21 protein-coding genes and 1 tRNA gene are annotated in these 17,517 nt (G+C 64.0%); 9 read left to right on the top strand and 13 right to left on the bottom strand.

The genetic code is table 11. The features are described 5' to 3' along the window. Positions 1-46: 46 nt before the first annotated feature. The 3 genes from OSH05_RS17045 (at position 47) to OSH05_RS17055 (ending at position 1,992) form a co-directional block, all read left to right on the top strand. On the top strand, positions 47-895 hold the full coding sequence (locus tag OSH05_RS17045; protein WP_104219252.1) for a DUF7946 domain-containing protein: 849 nt from the start codon (positions 47-49) through the stop codon (positions 893-895). Between the two features lie 211 nt (positions 896-1,106). Then, positions 1,107-1,535, top strand: coding sequence for a type II RES/Xre toxin-antitoxin system antitoxin (gene parS / locus OSH05_RS17050; protein ID WP_104219253.1), 429 nt, complete (start codon positions 1,107-1,109; stop codon positions 1,533-1,535). Between the two features lie 10 nt (positions 1,536-1,545). Continuing rightward, the gene (locus tag OSH05_RS17055; protein ID WP_266352647.1) at positions 1,546-1,992 is read left to right on the top strand and encodes an RES family NAD+ phosphorylase; all 447 of its coding nucleotides are present in this window, start codon (positions 1,546-1,548) and stop codon (positions 1,990-1,992) included. 788 nt (positions 1,993-2,780) lie between these two features. Here OSH05_RS17055 and OSH05_RS17060 read toward each other — a convergent pair. Next, positions 2,781-3,113 carry a phasin family protein gene (locus OSH05_RS17060; RefSeq protein WP_104219254.1) on the bottom strand — a complete coding sequence of 111 codons (333 nt, stop codon included), beginning with the start codon at positions 3,111-3,113 and terminating at the stop codon, positions 2,781-2,783. Between the two features lie 457 nt (positions 3,114-3,570). On the opposite strand from OSH05_RS17060, the gene OSH05_RS17065 reads away from it, so the two are divergent. Continuing rightward, positions 3,571-5,109, top strand: coding sequence for a D-alanyl-D-alanine carboxypeptidase (locus OSH05_RS17065; protein ID WP_207778750.1), 1,539 nt, complete (start codon positions 3,571-3,573; stop codon positions 5,107-5,109). A 57-nt stretch (positions 5,110-5,166) separates the two neighbouring features. On the opposite strand, the gene OSH05_RS17070 is transcribed toward OSH05_RS17065, so the two are convergent. After that, positions 5,167-5,796, bottom strand: a complete 630-nt coding sequence (locus OSH05_RS17070) for a DnaJ domain-containing protein (protein WP_104219255.1) — start codon at positions 5,794-5,796, stop codon at positions 5,167-5,169. 112 nt (positions 5,797-5,908) lie between these two features. Here OSH05_RS17070 and panC point away from each other — a divergent pair, with 112 nt between their 5' ends. After that, positions 5,909-6,757: a pantoate--beta-alanine ligase gene (gene panC / locus OSH05_RS17075; protein WP_104219256.1), complete on the top strand. Its 849-nt coding sequence runs from the start codon at positions 5,909-5,911 to the stop codon at positions 6,755-6,757. A 4-nt stretch (positions 6,758-6,761) separates the two neighbouring features. On the opposite strand, the gene OSH05_RS17080 is transcribed toward panC, so the two are convergent. Further along, positions 6,762-7,202 (bottom strand): DUF1489 family protein, encoded by a 441-nt coding sequence (locus OSH05_RS17080; protein WP_104219257.1) that lies wholly within the window; start codon positions 7,200-7,202, stop codon positions 6,762-6,764. Between the two features lie 101 nt (positions 7,203-7,303). Between OSH05_RS17080 and OSH05_RS17085 the strand changes: the two genes are divergently transcribed. The 3 genes from OSH05_RS17085 to OSH05_RS17095 are packed head-to-tail and all read left to right on the top strand — an operon-like array spanning position 7,304 to position 8,506. Next, the gene (locus tag OSH05_RS17085) at positions 7,304-7,498 is read left to right on the top strand and encodes a hypothetical protein (RefSeq protein ID WP_104219258.1); all 195 of its coding nucleotides are present in this window, start codon (positions 7,304-7,306) and stop codon (positions 7,496-7,498) included. Positions 7,499-7,544: 46 nt separating this feature from the next. After that, positions 7,545-8,246 (top strand): DUF599 domain-containing protein, encoded by a 702-nt coding sequence (locus OSH05_RS17090; RefSeq protein ID WP_104219259.1) that lies wholly within the window; start codon positions 7,545-7,547, stop codon positions 8,244-8,246. Further along, positions 8,243-8,506, top strand: a complete 264-nt coding sequence (locus OSH05_RS17095) for a DUF3253 domain-containing protein (protein ID WP_104219260.1) — start codon at positions 8,243-8,245, stop codon at positions 8,504-8,506. Before OSH05_RS17090 ends, OSH05_RS17095 begins: the two co-directional genes overlap by 4 nt. 44 nt (positions 8,507-8,550) lie before the next feature. Here the strand turns inward: OSH05_RS17095 and OSH05_RS17100 are convergent, their stop codons facing one another. The 10 genes from OSH05_RS17100 to OSH05_RS17145 all read right to left on the bottom strand — a co-directional run bounded on the left by OSH05_RS17100 (position 8,551) and on the right by OSH05_RS17145 (position 16,471). Further along, positions 8,551-8,952, bottom strand: a complete 402-nt coding sequence (locus OSH05_RS17100; protein ID WP_104219261.1) for a polyketide cyclase — start codon at positions 8,950-8,952, stop codon at positions 8,551-8,553. 111 nt (positions 8,953-9,063) lie between these two features. Continuing rightward, positions 9,064-9,384, bottom strand: coding sequence for a HigA family addiction module antitoxin (locus OSH05_RS17105; protein WP_104219262.1), 321 nt, complete (start codon positions 9,382-9,384; stop codon positions 9,064-9,066). An 88-nt stretch (positions 9,385-9,472) separates the two neighbouring features. Next, positions 9,473-9,751 carry a type II toxin-antitoxin system RelE/ParE family toxin gene (locus OSH05_RS17110; protein ID WP_104219263.1) on the bottom strand — a complete coding sequence of 93 codons (279 nt, stop codon included), beginning with the start codon at positions 9,749-9,751 and terminating at the stop codon, positions 9,473-9,475. 191 nt (positions 9,752-9,942) lie between these two features. Then, the gene (locus OSH05_RS17115) at positions 9,943-10,734 is read right to left on the bottom strand and encodes a YdcF family protein (protein WP_104219264.1); all 792 of its coding nucleotides are present in this window, start codon (positions 10,732-10,734) and stop codon (positions 9,943-9,945) included. A 23-nt stretch (positions 10,735-10,757) separates the two neighbouring features. After that, positions 10,758-11,585 (bottom strand): aldo/keto reductase, encoded by an 828-nt coding sequence (locus OSH05_RS17120; protein ID WP_104219265.1) that lies wholly within the window; start codon positions 11,583-11,585, stop codon positions 10,758-10,760. A gap of 98 nt (positions 11,586-11,683) precedes the next feature. Continuing rightward, positions 11,684-12,841 (bottom strand): DegT/DnrJ/EryC1/StrS family aminotransferase, encoded by a 1,158-nt coding sequence (locus OSH05_RS17125; RefSeq protein ID WP_104219266.1) that lies wholly within the window; start codon positions 12,839-12,841, stop codon positions 11,684-11,686. Beyond that, positions 12,841-13,809, bottom strand: coding sequence for a Gfo/Idh/MocA family protein (locus tag OSH05_RS17130; RefSeq protein WP_165801591.1), 969 nt, complete (start codon positions 13,807-13,809; stop codon positions 12,841-12,843). Before OSH05_RS17130 ends, OSH05_RS17125 begins: the two co-directional genes overlap by 1 nt. Positions 13,810-13,957: 148 nt before the next feature. Continuing rightward, on the bottom strand, positions 13,958-15,373 hold the full coding sequence (mgtE, locus tag OSH05_RS17135) for a magnesium transporter (RefSeq protein WP_266352651.1): 1,416 nt from the start codon (positions 15,371-15,373) through the stop codon (positions 13,958-13,960). A gap of 213 nt (positions 15,374-15,586) precedes the next feature. Beyond that, positions 15,587-15,671: transfer RNA gene (locus OSH05_RS17140), tRNA-Leu, on the bottom strand. A gap of 86 nt (positions 15,672-15,757) precedes the next feature. Further along, the gene (locus tag OSH05_RS17145) at positions 15,758-16,471 is read right to left on the bottom strand and encodes an LbetaH domain-containing protein (protein WP_133163165.1); all 714 of its coding nucleotides are present in this window, start codon (positions 16,469-16,471) and stop codon (positions 15,758-15,760) included. 331 nt (positions 16,472-16,802) lie between these two features. Here OSH05_RS17145 and lipB point away from each other — a divergent pair, with 331 nt between their 5' ends. Further along, positions 16,803-17,516: a lipoyl(octanoyl) transferase LipB gene (lipB, locus tag OSH05_RS17150; protein ID WP_407660405.1), complete on the top strand. Its 714-nt coding sequence runs from the start codon at positions 16,803-16,805 to the stop codon at positions 17,514-17,516. Position 17,517: the final 1 nt, after the last annotated feature.

Below are 17,517 nucleotides of genomic sequence, written 5' to 3' on the forward strand. Positions count from 1 at the left end.
CGAGACAATCTCTGAGCGTACCAACGGATAGTTGGGACGCTCAGAGATGGCCCTTGTCGAAGAAAATATCGTAGTGAAATTCGATGGTCAGCTAGCATCAAGCCATCGACTGCCTGCCTACGAAGCAGCACAAAGCTTGTATGGCATCACGCGGTCCATACTCATTCTCACGAACTACCTGCATGAAGGTCGAGTGCGGAGGCGAGACTTCGATGCTCCGCCATTCCGTTTCGAACTGATAGCGCAGCAACCCGGCAGCTTCGACGCGATACTGCAAATAATAACCGACCCGCAAAATTTAACTGCAGTCGGCGGAGCAATAACTACTGGAATTGCAGCAAATTTCATCGGGGACTTTATAAAAAGCCTGCTGAATCGCGGCGTCGGTGGAAAAGCGTCAAGTCAAATTGAGGAAATGGAATCCAGAGAGGTTCTTTCTCCGGGCGATCTCAGTGCGCTGGTGGACGCTATCGAGCCGTCCCTGAAGGCGGCGCATACGGTAGTCAATCGAGGGGCCGGAAGTATTATTATAATAAATGGTGATGGCAATAGCGTAAAATTCGACAGCGCGACCAAGCGGTACTTGCAGACGACAATTGCGGACAATGATCTCAAGACTAAGTTATTTAGTATAGCGAGCTTCAACGCAAATTCTCGTCAGGGACGAATGTTTGACTTCGAAGTTGGTAAGACGCTCCCCTTCGAGATTGCGAAAGACGCCGATCGAGACACCTACCAGAATATCATAGACAGCATATCCTCTTATACCTTTCGACGGCTTGGCGATAACCTGAGGTCGTCCATAGCCGTTCAATATAGGACCCTGAATTCGATCGAAGGAGATATCAAGAAAGTCATCATCCTTCGGGCTCGCCCGCATATGGGTGACCTTTAATGCGACATCCAAGGGGCCATGGCTTCACTGCACGGGCGAGTTACTCCACGCGGAACGCTTCGTACCCTCCAACTTCCTGCACCAGGGTGAACCGAGAGGTTGCGCGGGGCGGCCGGCAGCGGGGCACGCAAACAACGCGTCGGCCCGCATCCCCTCCTTGCCACCCCGGCCATATGCCCCTATCTTACCGGCATATAGCCGGAGCGCATTCATGACCATCCAGCATGCCATCGAGATCGTCGGCGGTAGTGTCGCCCTTGGGCATTCCGTTCGGAGCGGTAGGGAGCTCGTGGCCGCGATGCGGGACGGACTGCCTGTCGGCGCCGTCGAGCATGTTATCGCCAGCGGGCGGCTGAGCCTCGCCGAACTCGACCAGGTCGTCCTTCCCCGCAAGACGCTCTCCCATCGCCGGAAGATCGGCACGCTGACGCCGGACCAGTCCGACCGGCTGATGCGGACCGCACGGGTGATCGCGGCGGCGGAGGAGACCTTCGGCTCGCAGGAGAAGGCGGCGACATGGCTGCGCCGCCCGACGACGGCACTTGGCGGCGACACGCCGCTTTCGCTGCTCGACACATCCGAAGGCGCGCTCATCGTCGAAGATCTGCTCGCTCGCATCGATCACGGCCTCGCGGCCTGAGGATCGTTTCTTGGCGATCGTCTGGCGCATCTGCCGCACGCCCTATGCCGATCTGACCGGCGAGGGAGCCCGCCGCCTTGGCGGACGCTGGAATTCGCCGGGCGTCCCGATGGTCTACGCGGCGGAAGCGGCAGCGCTGGCCGTTCTCGAAGTGCGCGTTCATCTCGACCTGACGCCAGACCTCTTGCCAGACGATTTTGAACTGATCGGCATCGATGTCGGCGACGCGGCGACGGAAACGGTATCGGCCTTGCCGGAAGATCCGCAGGCCGTCGGCGATCGTTGGGCTCGGAACGAGGCAACGGCCGTTCTTCGCGTACCCTCTGCGATCGTGCCGGAAAGCGCCAATTGGCTCCTCAATCCGCGTCATCCAAGCGCCTCGTCCTTCCGCATCGCCCATCGGCGGCACTTTCAGTTCGATACGAGGCTCTGGCGACCCTTTGCCCCAACGCGCTGAAGCTGCCCAGCACCACCCTCCCCGCCGACTGCCGCCGCCAGGTTTCTCCGAAGAGGTCGCGCGGGGCGGCCGGGTGCCGGTGCGCGGGCGGCGCGCCGACGGTGAATTCGATAGGTTAGCCCGATCCGCCCGTGACCGGGCAGCCGGCGCCCCGCGCCGGTGAGTTTTACAGCCGGTGCCGATGGACCGTGGGTGTTTCGTTGCTGGGTCACCCGGCGGCAATTCCCACGCATGAGCCCTCCCTCGCGGAAGAGGCCTCAGCGCCCGCCGCTGGCCCGCGTACACGGAGCCCGGCGCATCGGATTCCCGGCCGCCGTGACGATCAGGCTCGTTACGCCCGCCCCTCACAGCCCGCCGAACCCCACCCGCAAACGGAACGACCGGTTCGCCCTCTTCGGTGGGCAGGGGTGACGACGAGTATACTTCCGGTTGTGGCGGGCGGGGATAGATTTATTTGATTGTGCTGCGAAGCCAGGGCGTTACGCCCCCTGAGCCACGGTCACAGCCTTAACCCGCCCCTGGAGCACGGGTCGAAAACGCGTCTATGGCGTTTTCGGGGCGGGGGCACCGACGGATAGGCCAGTCTCAGGCCCCGATAGCCATCCTCGCACCTTTCCGACGTCCGAAGCTACCCCCGCCCCGAAAGGGCTTTTCACTTTCGACCCGCCCTCAAGGGGCGGTTGAGGCGCCGTGCCCGCCGGTGCAGAGGTCTCAACCTCCAAGATGGCGTCCCATGAATCAAAAAGCCCGGCACGAGCCGGGCTTCGGTAGCTGCGAGCGCGGAGCTCTTACTTCGGGAACTTGCCGAAGACGCCTTCATACGGCTTGTAGGCTTCCTTGGCGAACTCGGTCCACATCGAGGTGAGCTTCGTCATCTCTCCGACATAGCCCTCATAGGCCGATTTGGCGTATTCGCTCTGCACTTCAACGGCCTTCTCGATGCTCTTGGCTGCCATGAGCTTTTCGAGCGCGGCGGTGCCGGATTCGAAGCTCTTCTTCGAGTAGTCGGCCGCCTCGACCGCGATCGCCTGGACGCCCTTGCCGAAGGAATCGAAGCTCTTCATCGTGAGGTCGATATTGTCTTTCGAGGCCTTCTGAACGCTATCGAAACCGTTGATCATGTACCAACCTCCACAACAGCGCCGGCCCAATCGCCTGTCCGCCCACGCATTCTATTTAGGCGCCGCAACATAAAAGTCAAGCAAAATTGCTGCGCTGCACCATGGCCCAAATTGCCGCCGCCGCGCTTTGCCGTGACGAAGCGCCCCAAATCGGGAATGATGAAATTTGTCGACCTTTACCGATTCGTAACGGCGTTTCCTTAGCCTTTGTTGGTGATCGGCGGACGGTGACGCGTCAGCGTCGCGAGAGTCCAGAAAGCCGAGCGGAAGCCAGGACGTCCTGCCGCCCCTCCCCGGCCAAGCAGGGTTTTCGTCGCGGCGTCGGCTCTGCCCAAAAAATGCTCCGGTCATGGTATTGTTTTGATGCGGGCACCTTGGCCGGATGCAGCCGGCCAAGCGAGGCGTGGAGATATTGTTCGACATGTTGAAGGCTTTGAGCCCGATAGGTCGCCTTTTTGTGCGGTCGTCCCGAGGTGCTTGCGCGGCACTGGTTGTCGCCGGCGCGATCTCGGCAGGCGCGGCGACAGCCGCGCAGGCGGCGCCGCAATCGGCGATCGTCGTCGATGCCAAGACCGGCAAGGTTCTCTACTCCAGCGACCCGGACGGGTTGCGCCACCCCGCCTCGCTGACGAAGATGATGACCCTGTTCATGCTCTTCGGGGCGCTGGACAGCGGCAAGCTGACCCTCGATTCCCAGTTGCGCGTTTCCGTCTTCGCCTCGCGCCAGTCGCCGACGAAGCTCGGCTTGAAGCCGGGCTCCACGGTCTCGGTTCGCGATGCGATGCTCGGCCTGATCACGCGCTCGGCCAATGATGCGGCCGTCGTCATCGCTGAGAACCTCGCTGGCTCCGAAGCCGCCTTCGCCAACCGCATGACGGTGACCGCACGCGCCATCGGCATGAGCCGCACGACGTTCCGCAATGCCTCGGGCCTTCCCAACCCGAACCAGTGGACGACGGCGCGCGACATGGCGACGCTCGGACGGGCGCTCCAGGCGCGCTACCCGACCTATTATCGCTATTTCTCGACCAAGGCCTTCGTCTATCGCGGCCAGACCATCGGCAACCATAACAAGTTGCTCGGCCGCGTCGAAGGCGTCGACGGCATCAAGACGGGCTACACCCGCGCCTCGGGCTTTAACCTCGTCTCCTCGGTCAAGCGCGACAATCGCTATATCGTCGCCTCCGTCATGGGCGGCGCGTCCGGCGCCTCGCGTGACCGCCAGATGATGGGCCTGATCGCCAAATACATGCCCGTCGCCTATGCCGGACCGGCGAAGGGCGACTCGCTGATCGCCAAGCTCATGCAGAAGAAGAGCGCGCCGGAGCCGGAAATCGCGGCGGCGCCCGCCCCCGCCCCTGCCCCCGCCCCGGCGGCGGTCGAGGCCCCCGACGTCATCGAAACGGCGTCGCTCGCTCCGGCTCCACGTACTCGTCCCGTGCCTCAGGCTCGCGCCGTGCAAACGCAGAACGCCATTCCCAGCGACGACATGGCCGAGATCTCCGAGCCCGCGCCGGAAGCACTGGCACTCGCCTCTGCCGCGCCGGCCGCCAGCGACGGCCCGCGCATGGTGTTCCAGCAGGGTCCGAGCGGCAAGCAGGTGGCCCAGCCCGTCACCATGACCGCCTCGGTCGCCGGCATCGATAACGCCGCGCAGAACGATGCGACCGAAGAGGGTGAAGAGGGCAAGACCATCGCCCAAGGCGATACCGAGGATCCGGCCCCGGCTTCCGCCGCGCGGGTCAGCGCTCCGGGCTGGAAGGTCCAGATCGCCGCCGCGCCGACCGAGGATGGAGCCCGCTCCCTGCTCGACAAGGCGCGGTCGAAGGGCGGCAAGATGCTCGCTTCCGCCAGCCCGGCCGTCGAGTCGGTAGCCAAGGGCGGCGATACGTTCTACCGCGCCCGCTTTACCGGCTTTGCTAGCAAGGACAAGGCACGCGCAGCTTGCGACTACCTGAAGAAGCGCGACGTCAGCTGTTTGGCGATCGCCGACTAGAAGGCGTTCTTCGTATCAATCGACCGACCATCTCCCTTTTTGTATTGCGTATGGGAGCTACCGATGTCTGCCGAGGAGTCTTTCCTTAGCCTCGTTGATCTGGGCGGCCAGGAACGTCGATCCCCCCTGATCGGGATGGACGCGCATCATAAGCCGCCGATAGGCCGCCTGGATCTCGGCCTCGGCAGCGCCGGGCGCAAGGCCAAGGATCTGGTAGGCCTGCTCATCTGTCATGGCGCCCGAGCCAGGCGCGCGGCGCGCCCCGCCTGCCGCATCACGCTGGAAGTGTTCTCGCCAGCCGGGTATCCGGCGATCGAGATGAGCTTCGAGGATGGCGCGATCGCGCGGCCTTGAGGCGAGGCCCAGATAGAGCTGGACGAGTTCGTCGCGGCTCAGGCTGTCGAGGCTCCGGCCGGCAAAACGTCCGGCCTTGACGGCGCCATCGGCGATGACCGGGCCCGGCTCCAGGATCGCCGGACGCCACAGATAAAGCCCGAAGGCGATCAACGGGACGCCGGCGACCATCTTTCCGGTCAACGTCAAGACCGCGCCGATCGCCAGCAGCGTGCCTGCGGCGGCACGCTTGAGGAGGCGCCGGCCTGCATCCGGTCCCTTCGGGCGGGCAAAGAGATAGACGAGGATCACGGCGAGGGCGAAGGCGCCGAGAAGCGGAAGGAAGAGGCCCATGCGGTCTCCAATGCCGCCGCTGAGCCGGCGTCCGACCTCTAATGGGGTCTGGCGAAGCTGGCCGCAATAGGCCAAAAGGGTCTCCCTGCCCCTGCCGCCACGAGACCTGACCATGACGACCTTGCCGGCCATCCTGCGCACCGTCGGGGAATTGCGCGCCGCCACCGCCTCCTGGCACCTCCAGGGCCTCACGGTCGGCATGATCCCGACCATGGGCGCGCTGCATGCGGGGCATCTGGCGCTCGTCGAGGAAGCGCGGCGCCGCACTGACCGCATCGTCGTCACGATCTTCGTCAATCCGGCCCAGTTCGCGCCCAGCGAGGATTTCGGCGCCTATCCGCGCACCGAGAGTTCCGACGTCGATAAGCTCGCGGGGCTCGGTGTCGAGGCGGTGTTCGCGCCGAACGCGGCCGAGATGTATCCGGCGGGCTACGCCACCACGATCTCGCTCGCCGGACCGGCTCTCGGGCTCGAAACGGAGTTCCGGCCGCATTTCTTCGCCGGTGTCGCCACCGTGGTCGCCAAGCTGCTGATCGCCGGCTTTCCCGACATCGCGATGTTCGGCGAGAAGGACTACCAGCAGCTGCTCGTTGTTCGCCGGATGGTCGCCGACCTGCGCCTGCCGACGGAGATCGTCGGCCTGCCGACGATCCGAGAGGTCGACGGCTTGGCCCTCTCCTCGCGCAACGCCTATCTGTCGGCAGAGGAACGGCGTAACGCCGTGACGCTGTCGGCAACGATGCGAAGCGTGGCGGACGAGATCCGGGCCGGCGCTCCCGCCACCGAGGCGACGATGCGCGGCCTTGAGATGTTGCGCGCCGCCGGTTTCAAGCCGGACTATCTGGCCCTTCGCAATGCCGAAACGCTGGCCGAACCGCAGATCGTCGCAAGCGAACCGCTGCGCCTGCTGGCCGCCGCCTGGCTCGGCACGACGCGTCTGATCGACAATATCGCCGTCTGAAGCGTCAGAGCAGCCCAAGTTCGGCGAGTTCGGCCTTGAGTGCCGCCGGCAATTCGTCACCACTGCTACCGCCGATCGCGGCGAGGTCGCGCGGCGCGTCCTTGGCTTCGAGATAGCGCCAGCCCTGAAATGGCCGCTTCGGCTGCCATTCGGTCAGCACGACCTCCGGTTCGAACACGATCTGGCAGCGCTCTATGCCGTCCTCGCCGGTCACGGGGCGAAGATCGCGAATGCGCTGCCGGCACTGGACCTGGCCCTTGACGACCCAATAGAGCGAGCCGCCATCGAGGATTTCGGCTGCGCGCTTCGGCATCATCCGCGTCGTGTGCGTGTCTTCCGCGTCGAGGCCGAGCTGGCGCTGGCGCGCCAGGAACTCGGCGATCCAGTCGACGATTTCGTCGACCGTCTCGACCCCGACGCAAAGCTTGATCATGTGCAGCGACATGGGCCGACCATTCGCCTTGCGAACAGCGCCGTCAAAGCCGCGACGCGATTTTTCCACAGGGACGATTGTGGAGCAGGGACCACCTGCCCTATCACAGCCTTATGAGCAACGAAATCACGCCCTCGATCGCCCTGACCGCAAGCCGAATCGCAATGGTCGGCATCATCGCAGCCCTCCTGCTGACGATCGGCGGCATGGTGCTGCACTCGCCGGTTCTGGGTGGGCTGGCGCTGGTCGTCGTGATGATCGCCGTGATCGGGCGCATGCCGCTCGCCCGACTTTTCGCCCGGCGATGAGCGCGCGCCGGCGTCCGAGGCGCGGTTGGCAGCCAGGATACCGGCCATGATCGACATGTCGACGCTCGATATCGTCGCCGTTCTCTTTTTCCTCGCGGCCTGGATCGGCTATGCGACGCTGATCGGACGGCTCGCCGGCACCGGCCGTTCGCTGTCCTCGGCAATGGACGTGCAGCGGAAGCGCTGGATGCAGGTGATGGCGCGCCGCGACCTGCGCATGATCGACACAGCGATCATGAGCGGGCTGCAGAACGGCACCGCCTTCTTTGCCTCGACCTCGCTGCTCGCGATCGGCTCGGCGTTCGCGCTCCTGAACGCCACGGACCGGATTTTCGGCGTCCTCAACGATCTGTCGATGCAATCGTCCGTACCGCGCGGGCTGTTCGAACTGAAGGCGATCGGCCTTATCCTGATCTTCGGCTATGCGTTCTTCCAGTTCGGCTGGTCCTACCGCCTCTTCAACTATGCCTCGATCCTCGTCGGCGCGACGCCGAGCGCCGTCCATGCCGGCGAGGAGGAGGCCGTCGCCGCGGCCGACCGGGCGGCGCAATTCATCATCATCGCCGGTCGTCACTTCAACCACGGCCTGCGCGCCTTCTTCTTCGCGATCGGCTATCTCGGCTGGTTCATCAATGGCTGGGTCTTCATGCTGGCAACCGCAACCATCTTCTCGGTTCAGGCCTATCGCCAGTTCCTGTCGCCAGCGGCGAGAGCGGTGATCAAGGCGGCGCGAGAGGTCAAATCATGATCGCCGATGATGCGGCCATCGAGACGGCGATCACGGAAAGGCTTGCGACGCTGCCGGAAAAAAAGAGCCTCGACCCGACCGAAATCGCACGGCAGATCGCCGGCAATGACGAGAAGGTCTGGCGCCTCCTGATGATTCCGATCCGCCGCGTCGCCGTGCGGCTGGCGAAAGACGGCCGGGCCGCGATCCTGCGGAAGGGCAAGATTGTCGATCCGGGAGATTTCAAAGGCGTCTACAGGATCGGGCCGAAACAGGATTGAGGCGCAATAAGCCGTTCCGATCGATAGTCAGGCCATCTTCGCTCTCATTCTGATTCAAGCAACGCCTTCAACGTCTTGAGATCCTTGGCGACCCATGCCGCGTCGCGCTCGAAATCCTCGTTCGACATGCCCGGGCGCTGGAACAGCGTGAAGACAACCTCGCTGCCGGTATCGTTCGGCATGGCGCGCAGCGGGTTCAAGATCGGCTCGGCTTCACTGATGAACACGGTGTGGTCGGCAATGCCATAGGGGTTCGGCGGCGAAAAGCGGACGCGCGCGCTGCCCGTCGGCGTCTCCAGACGATAGTCGAGACCGCCGGCAGGCTCGAAGGATCCGCCAAGCCCTTCCGCCCATTTCGGAAAATTCTCCGGCACGGCAAGGAAGTCGCTGACCGCCTCAAAAGGCCGTTCAATGCCGATGCCGATATGCCGTGACCGCCAGATCATGGTTCCGTCCCTCTCGCTGAAGAACCAGAACAAATCCGGAACAACGTCCGTTCGTCAAGCCCAGAGGTCCATTCTGGCCGGCCTCCGATAGCCTTTCTGTTGAGACACTTGCTACGCGACGGCCATGGTCGGGATCGCATCGACTTCTTTGCCGATCCGCTCCCTCGCCTGCCAGAGGTCGTAATTCCTCTGCATATTGAGCCAAAGCTCGGGACCGTTGCCGCAAAACTTGCCCAGCCGCAGGGCCATCTCCGGCGAAATGCCGGCCTCGGCGGCGAGGACGCGGTGAAGCTGCTGGCGCGATACCCGCAGCGTATCGGCCATCTGGGTAATCGACATATTGTTGAGCGCCGGCAGCACGGTATCGCGCAGCAAGACGCCGGGGTGGGTGGGAGCCCGATGGGGGCGGCGAGCGAGGCTTTCCGCGCTCATTGTCAAATGTCTCCGGTTTCCTGATCGGCCACGATTGGCCTGAGTAGAGGGTCCTCCCTGCTCCATGAGGAACAATGGAGGGATTCAATCAATGGTACTGTTCGAAGTCGACATCGAAAGCATTTCCATCGATGAACCCGAAGGTCACGCACCAAGGCCCATTCACATGGACAGTGTAGCGTCCCGCTGATCTCGGACTCAGCATATGAAAATTGAAACCAGGGATGTTCACATCCTCCGGTTTGGTTGCCGCATCCAACGCGTCGAGCCTTACGATGATCCTCTCATGAAATTTCGACGAAATCTTCGCCGTCTTTCCTTCGAGGAACAGCTCTTCAAGCCCCTTATTCTTGAAAGAAACAATCAAAATAACGAATTCCTTCTTATGCTCCCATTTCTCGTGCGACAGGCGATCGACCTCGCAGCGTCGCCTCAAAATGTCACTTGTAACGTGACACGATACAGATATAGACGCTCCTCGCCGGTCGTTCAAGAGCTTGCAGTCTGGCGACGATGCGATCCCTGCTCTGACGTGCTCGAGTGACGGAACGCGCCTCTTCACGGCCCCGGAAACAGCGCGTCCGTCCGTCCGGCGATCCGATAGGCCACAAGGCCGATCCATTCCTTGGCGGCGAGGTCGACCATGGCGAGACCTGAGGATGGTCGCGACATCGGCGACCACAGGTCGGCTGGTCCCGACGTGCGGTAGTCGGTCGGCCAGGCGGTCACGTCCCAGCCGACGGCGCGGAAGCAGCCGATGGAGCGCGGCATGTGCCAGGCGGACGTGACGAGCAGCCAGGTCTCGCCCGGCTTCGGCTGCACGAGTTCCTTCGTGAAACGAGCGTTCTCGGCGGTATCGCGGCTGCGGCCCTCGATGATCAGGCGATCCGCCGGTAGGCCCATGGCGAGGAGGAAGGCCCGGGCCGGATCGGATTCCGTCGATCCATCGGGAATGACATCGGCAGAGCCGCCGGTAAAGACGATCTTCGCCTCGGGATAGAGCCGCGCGAGACGAACGGCCTCGGTCATGCGCTCGGCGGCGTCGGCAAGCGCATAGTCGCCGCGCGACTCGCTGATCCGCGTATCGATCGCGCCGCCGAGCACGACGATGCCGGCAACGGGACCTTTCGGATCCGTGCGCGGAAAGCGGTCTTCGAGCGGCAGCATCATCGCCGGGCCGAGCGGCAGGAAGCCGGCGATCAGCAGTCCGGCGGTGGAGACAAGCACGAGTGATCCGCCCGAGCGCACACAGCCCAACCCGATCGCCACGAGGCCAACGAAGAGCAGCACCAGCAGCAGGGCCGAGGGCTGCGCGAAATACCAGCCAAGCTTGGCGAGATAGAAGAACATCGATCGTCTCCCGCCGCCCGGGCTCATTCGTCCCAGTCGGGTGCGATCGAGGGGAAGTTGCAGATGCGCGTTCCGGCCGAACTCAGGCTGTCGATCGACGCCATATCCTCATCGGAAATCTCAAAGCCGAAAATGTCGAGATTCTGACGGATGCGGGCGGGATGCGAACTCTTCGGGATGGAGACGCAGCCCTTCTGGAACTGCCAGCGCAGAACCGTCTGCGCCGGGCTGCGGCCGAGGCGGCCGGCAATGTCCTGGATGACCGGCTCGTCCAGCACGTCCGCCTGTCCGAGCGGGCAATAGGCGACGAAGGCGGTTCCATGGGCGGCGGTGGCGGCGCGCAGCCGGGCCTGGTCGAGATAGGGATGATGCTCGCACTGATTGACGACGATCGGCGCATCCGTAGCGCTCCAGGCCTCGTCCAGCAGGGCGATCGTATAATTCGAGACGCCGATATGGCGCGTCAGGCCACGTGCCTTGACCGCGTTCAGCGATCGGATCGTCTCGCTGGCCGAAAGCGTGCGGCTCGGCCAATGGATCAGGAGCAGGTCGACCTGATCGACGCCGAGGCGCTCGAGGCTGCCTTCCGCGGCACGCAGCATGTCGTCGGACGCGAGCTGCTCCGGCGGAATCTTGGTGGTGAGAAACAGCTTGTCGCGATCGAGGCCGGCACGGCGGATGCCTTCGCCGACCTCTCTCTCATTGCCGTAGCCGATGGCAGTGTCGATGTGGCGATAGCCGATGCCGATCGCCGCCTCGACGGCGTCGGTGCAAGCCTCCCCTGTCAGCATCCAGGTGCCGAGGCCTATGGCAGGAATGGCCGCACCGTGCGCCCGGATGAACGTAGGCATGAAGGAAGCTCCGCAATAGGCTGGACGGAAAATGTCAGACCCGGCGCTCCATCCGTCAAGATGGGGCGCCGGGTCTGATGAAACAAAGCCGGAGCCGATCAGGCCGAGACGAATTCCCGCACGACCGCGATGACGCGCGCGACTTCCTCGTCGGTCAAGTCCGGGTTCATCGGCAGGCTCAGCACGGTGTCGGCGAGGCGCTCGGAGACCGGCAGCGGCCGCTTCGGCACCTCGGCGAAGGCCGGATGCTGATGCAGGGCGAGGCGGTAGAACAGCGCATTGCCGATGCCGTTCGCGTCGAGCTCGGCCTTCAGGCGGTCGCGCTCATCGGAACGGATCGTGTAGAGCGCATGGGCGCTCTTGTAGCCGGCGGGGCGCTTCTGCAAGCCCACCACGCCGGCAAGAGCTGCGTCATAGAGCGCGGCGATCTCGTCGCGGCGCACCAGTTCGTCGTCGAAGATGGTCATCTTGGCGAGCAGGATCGCTGCCTGCACCGTGTCGAGGCGCCCCGTGATGCCGTTGCGCACGGCGACGTCGCCCGTGCCCTGGCGCCCATGTGAGCGCAGCGTGCGAACGGCGTCGGCGATCGCGTCGTCGTCGGTCAGGATCGCGCCGCCGTCGCCATAGCAGCCGAGCGGCTTGGTCGGATAGAAGCTGGTCGCCGAGATCGGGGCCATGCCGCCAACACGGCGATTGCCCGCCGTGCCGCCGAAGCTCTGCGCCGCGTCGGAGAAGACAATCATCTCGTGGCGAAGCGCGATCTTGCCGATCGCCTCGTAATCGGCCGGGAGGCCATAGAGATCCACCGGCATGACGACGCGCGGGGTTAGTTCGCCGGCCGCGATCACCTCGGCCACGGCCCGTTCCAGATCGGCGGGATCCATGTTGAAGGTGTCAGGATCGACATCGACGAAGATCGGCGTTGCCTGAACGGAGCAGACGGCGCCGGCTGTCGCCGCGAAGGTGAAGGCCGGCACGAAAACGGCGTCGCCGGGACCGATGCCGAGCGCCATCAGGCCGATCATCAGCGCGTCGCGGCCGCTGGAGACGCCGATCGCGTGCGGCACGCCGGCATAGGCGGCCAGCTTCTGCTCGAGCTGCTCGACTTCCGGCCCGAGGATGAACTGGCCGTGGTTGAGCACGGCATCCATACGGGCGCGGACATCGTCATGGATCCGCCGCTGCTGGCGCTGCAGGTCGAAAAAGGCCACGCGGCCCGGCGCAACGCTGACGGCCGGACGAGACTGGGACACCATCAGAAGGAACCTCCGATTGCGAGAGCGGCAGGGGCGGGAGCGGTCGCGGCGATGCTGCGAAGGATCGCCTCGGCGACCATCAGGGCATCAAGCCCCGCCTTCCCGTCGACGAGCGGACGAGATGTCGTCGCGACAGCGTCGAGGAACGAATCAATTTCAAGCGCGAGATTGTCGCTTGGCGGCACGGAAAAAGCCTCGCGCGAATCAAGGCCGGCGGTGCGGCTGAACGACGACACGGTGCGCTCGGCCATGTCCGCCGTCCAGTAACGGTCCGGCTCGACGAGGCGAATGGCGCGCTCGGTGCGTTCCGCGACGCGGCTGGCCGAAAGATGGGCGGTCGTGCCGTTGGCGAAGCGAAGCTGCGCGTGGGCGAAATCATTGGTCGGCGACAGTACCGGCGAGCCGACGGCGTCGACCGATTCGACCGGCGAAGCCACCAGCGACAGGACGAGATCGATATCGTGGATCATCAAATCGAGCACGACGTCGACATCGACCGCCCTGCCCCGCCACGGTCCGATCCGGACGCATTCGATATGGCGCGGCTGGACGACGCGCTGCTTCAGCAGGCCGAAAACCGGCGAAAAGCGCTCGATATGGCCGATCTGCAGCACCGCGCCGCTGGCTTTCGCGCGGGCAATGAGATCGCGCGCCGCCTCGGGAGAATGAGCGATCGGCTTTTCGATCAGCACATGCACGCCCGCATCGAGGAAATCGCCAGCGACACCATGGTGCAGCGAGGTCGGCACCGTGATGGACACGGCATCGACGCGGCCGATCAGGTCGCGGTGGTCGGAAAAGGCCTGGGCGCCATGGGTAGCAGCCGCGGCGTCGGCGCGGGCGCTATCCGCATCCACGACGCCGACGAGACGCGACTTCGCATTGGCGGCATGGTGCCGGGCATGGAAGGAGCCGAAATAGCCGAGGCCGACGACGCCCGTCCTGATGCCTCCGGTCGATAGATCCAATTCGCCCTTCCAATCGCCCCTGCCGGCGCGTGCGCCGCAAAATATCCGCTCTCCGTCTAACGCTTTTGGCGGAGAAGTCGATTGTGGAGCATCAAAACACGGTCACATTTTGTCCGGCCGGGAAACATGGCGCGAAGCTAGGCAGCGCTCAGGCGAAGCCAAACCAGAGGGCGGCGAAGCCCAGAAACGAGAAGAAGCCGACCAGATCCGTGACCGTCGTGACGAAGGCTCCAGAGGCGATCGCCGGGTCCGCTTTCAACTTGTGCAGCGTTAGCGGGATCAGGATGCCCCCCAGCGCCGCGGCGACGAGGTTGATCATCATGGCGGCGGCGATAACAAAGCCAAGATCGGGCACGCCGAAGCGGAAGACGGCGAATCCGCCGACGATGGCCGCGAAAAGAAGGCCGTTGAGGAGGCCGACCACCAGTTCACGGCCGATGACACGCAGCGCGTTGTGCGGACCGAGCGCGCGAGTCGCGAGCGCGCGCACGGCGACGGTCATGGTCTGGGTGCCGGCATTGCCGCCCTGGCTCGCGACGATCGGCATCAGCACGGCCAGCGCCACCATTCGCTGCAACTCGTCCTGGAACAGGCCGATGACGCTGGAAGCCAGCAGCGCTGTCCCGAGATTGATCAGCAGCCAGGGAAAGCGGCTCTTCGCAATGTACCAGACGCGGTCGGAGACCTCTTCGTCGCCCACGCCGCCGAGACGTTTGATATCCTTGTCGGCCGCCTCTTCCAGCACGTCGACGATATCGTCGATGGTCATCAGGCCGACCAGCCGTCCAGCCTCGTCGACCACGGCGGCGGAGATCAGATTGTAGCGCTGGAACATGCGCGCGACGTCGTCGAGCTCGTCGGTCGCCTGGACGACATGCGGGTTCTCGTCGACGAGATCGGCGATCTTGCGGTTGCGGCGGGTGCGCAGCAGCCGATCGAGCGCGACGCGGCCGAGCAGGCGGAACGAGGGATCGACGACAAAGAGCTCATGAAAGGCCTCGGGCAGATCCTCGGCCTCGCGCATGTAGTCGATCGTCTGCCCGACGGTCCAGAACGAGGCGACGGCAATGAACTCCGTCTGCATACGCCGGCCGGCGCTCTCTTCAGGATAATCGAGACTGCGCGTCAGGGCGACGCGCTCGACCGAGGGGAGCTGCGCCAGGATCTCGTCGCGCTCGGCTTGGTCGAGGTCCTCGAGGATGTAGACCGCGTCGTCCGAATCGAGATCGCGCACGCCCTCGGCGACCGTCTCCGGCGGCAGATCCTCGAGAATCTCGACGCGGGTATTCTCGTCCAGTTCGGTCAGCGCCGTGAAATCGAAGGCGTCGCCCAGAAGCTGGATGAGCTCGGGGCGCTGCTCCGACGTCAGTTGCTCCAGAATGTCGCCGAGATCGGCCTCGTGCAGATCCTCGGTCAGCTCTCGGGCGCGCGCAGCGTCGCGGGCCTCGATCGCCTCGACCAACGCATCGAGGAAGCTGGCGGACAGATTGTCGTCGGCGTCGCGGAGCGCGATCGGCGGCGCTTCGGTGCGGAGTTCGGGCTCTATCGTCGTCGGATCCGACATGAGACCTCCGCGGCGAGGGCCGGGCGAATGGCGGGAAAAGCGGCTGGCCGAGCTTTAGACGTCGCGGCTCGGCGCCGTAAAGCGAAAACGGGCCGGAGACGATGCTGTTCCGCGGCTTCTGTGCCCGCATGGCGATGGCGCCACATCGATAACTGTACGCCAGAAACGAGAACGGCGGCCCGAGGGCCGCCGTCGTCGTAAGTTCACCGGGATTGGTGCGGTCGAGAAGACTCGAACTTCCACGCCTTGCGGCACAGCGACCTCAACGCTGCGCGTCTACCAATTCCGCCACGACCGCTTGTTCCGATCCGGCGAACCGGCGCGGATGTAGCAAATGGATTCCCCGGTGGCAAGCGCAAGCTGTGGATGAGTTCGGCCCGGCGCCTATTCCTCATCCTCCTCCGGGACGACGTCGCGCAGATAACGGCGCGTCCGGCTGAATTCGTCCAGCGTGATCGCCGGGTTGCCGATCATCGTTTCGCCGTCGGGAACCGACTTGGTGACCACGGCACCGGCCGAGATGTTGCAGCCCTCGCCGATGATCAGTGGCTTGTCGGCCTTGCCGTTGACGACCACGGAACCTGCGCCGAGGAAGACGCCTTCCTTCACGACGACATTGCCCGAGATCGTCACACTGGGCGCCAGCGAGCAATAATCGCCGATGGTGACGTCATGGCCGATCGAGCACATCGGGCTAACAAGAACATGCGCACCGATTCGCGAGTTCTGGCCGATGAAGACGGGGAGCGCGATGCCCGATCCCTCGCCGACCTTCACCTTCCGGAATGCCACTTCCGGTCGGTCATAGAACGGGATGAAGAAGCCGCCCGCATCGACGACCTTCTGCACAAGGCGCTTGCGCGGTGTGGGCGCGGCGATGCTGACGATGCAGGGAATTTCGCGCGCATAGCGCGCCTGCCAATCCTCAAAGGAAATGAGCGGCAGCCCGTCAACACTGGCGCCTTCCTCGGCGCCATCCTTCATATAGGCGATGACTTCACAGACGCGGTGCGGAGCAAAACCATTCTCCAGCATGTCACGGCAAGCAAGCGCATGGCCCGACGCGCCATAGACCACTACTCGCGGAAAGGACGACACCGGCTCTCCTCCATGATCCGTTCCGCCAAAGAAGGTCGTGGCGGACCTGATATTGCGCACCGAGATGCGGCGTCGGTTTTACCGAAAGCCGAATCCCCACGCGAGACGCTGCTCGTCAACCCGGATCCTCGGATGAGAAATGCTGCCCCTTTTGCAGGCATGGCTAAGAACCTCGCGATGCTTGCAAGAGGGTATTAGCATGCCAATATTCGTTCGCGAAATAGCTCATTCCCTGCCTAAGGTGCCTTGAACGAAATCCTTGGCGGGAACCAGCAAATACGGCCGTATCGCCGGTACGGTGTATGGGCAGGCTGATTATCGGACGACCGAAATGGACACCACGATGCTTTCCCGGGCAGCCCTCGACCACACCATGTTGCTACCGAGTGGCAACGTTGCCGTGGAGTGGATGGTGGCCGATCATCCAGTAGACTATCCGAATGCCGTTGCCGAGATGGAAGAGCGAGTCGCGGCCATAGCCGCTGGCAACGCCCCGGAACGCATCTGGCTTGTCGAGCATCCGCCGCTCTACACCGCCGGCACCAGCGCGAAGGAAGAGGACCTGCTGGAGCCCGCCCGCTTCCCCGTGTTCGCGACCGGGCGCGGCGGCCAGTACACCTATCATGGGCCCGGGCAGCGGGTGGCCTATGTCATGCTCGACCTCGGCAAGCGCGGCCGCGACGTGCGCCATTTCGTGGCGACGCTGGAAGCCTGGGTGATCGAAACGCTCGGCGCGTTCAATCTGCGCGGCGAAAGGCGGGAGGATCGCGTCGGAGTCTGGCTACGCCGGCCCGACAAGGGCCCAGAGGCAGAAGACAAGGTCGCGGCGATTGGCATTCGCGTGCGCCGCTGGGTCAGCTTTCACGGCATCGCCATCAATATCGATCCCGACCTGACCCATTTCGACGGCATCGTGCCCTGCGGCGTGCGCGGCCATGGCGTCACCAGCCTCGTCGACATGGGGCAGATCATCTCCATGCCGGAATTTGATTCGGTGCTGCGCGCCAGATTTGAGCAGCATTTCGGCCCCACGATCTCTGCCTGAC

The sequence above is a fragment of the Kaistia algarum genome (assembly GCF_026343945.1).
Taxonomy (GTDB): Bacteria; Pseudomonadota; Alphaproteobacteria; order Rhizobiales; family Kaistiaceae; genus Kaistia; species Kaistia algarum.

Coding starts and splice junctions, on each gene's coding strand:
- OSH05_RS17080 (WP_104219257.1), bottom strand. CDS start 7,202: ATGTCGCTGCACATGATCAAGCTTTGCGTCGGGGTCGAGACGGTCGAC.
- OSH05_RS17090 (WP_104219259.1), top strand. CDS start 7,545: ATGATCGACATGTCGACGCTCGATATCGTCGCCGTTCTCTTTTTCCTC.
- OSH05_RS17115 (WP_104219264.1), bottom strand. CDS start 10,734: ATGTTCTTCTATCTCGCCAAGCTTGGCTGGTATTTCGCGCAGCCCTCG.
- OSH05_RS17085 (WP_104219258.1), top strand. CDS start 7,304: ATGAGCAACGAAATCACGCCCTCGATCGCCCTGACCGCAAGCCGAATC.
- OSH05_RS17100 (WP_104219261.1), bottom strand. CDS start 8,952: ATGATCTGGCGGTCACGGCATATCGGCATCGGCATTGAACGGCCTTTT.
- OSH05_RS17105 (WP_104219262.1), bottom strand. CDS start 9,384: ATGAGCGCGGAAAGCCTCGCTCGCCGCCCCCATCGGGCTCCCACCCAC.
- OSH05_RS17120 (WP_104219265.1), bottom strand. CDS start 11,585: ATGCCTACGTTCATCCGGGCGCACGGTGCGGCCATTCCTGCCATAGGC.
- parS (WP_104219253.1), top strand. CDS start 1,107: ATGACCATCCAGCATGCCATCGAGATCGTCGGCGGTAGTGTCGCCCTT.
- OSH05_RS17095 (WP_104219260.1), top strand. CDS start 8,243: ATGATCGCCGATGATGCGGCCATCGAGACGGCGATCACGGAAAGGCTT.
- lipB (WP_407660405.1), top strand. CDS start 16,803: ATGGACACCACGATGCTTTCCCGGGCAGCCCTCGACCACACCATGTTG.
- OSH05_RS17070 (WP_104219255.1), bottom strand. CDS start 5,796: ATGGGCCTCTTCCTTCCGCTTCTCGGCGCCTTCGCCCTCGCCGTGATC.
- OSH05_RS17045 (WP_104219252.1), top strand. CDS start 47: ATGGCCCTTGTCGAAGAAAATATCGTAGTGAAATTCGATGGTCAGCTA.
- mgtE (WP_266352651.1), bottom strand. CDS start 15,373: ATGTCGGATCCGACGACGATAGAGCCCGAACTCCGCACCGAAGCGCCG.
- OSH05_RS17060 (WP_104219254.1), bottom strand. CDS start 3,113: ATGATCAACGGTTTCGATAGCGTTCAGAAGGCCTCGAAAGACAATATC.
- panC (WP_104219256.1), top strand. CDS start 5,909: ATGACGACCTTGCCGGCCATCCTGCGCACCGTCGGGGAATTGCGCGCC.
- OSH05_RS17125 (WP_104219266.1), bottom strand. CDS start 12,841: ATGGTGTCCCAGTCTCGTCCGGCCGTCAGCGTTGCGCCGGGCCGCGTG.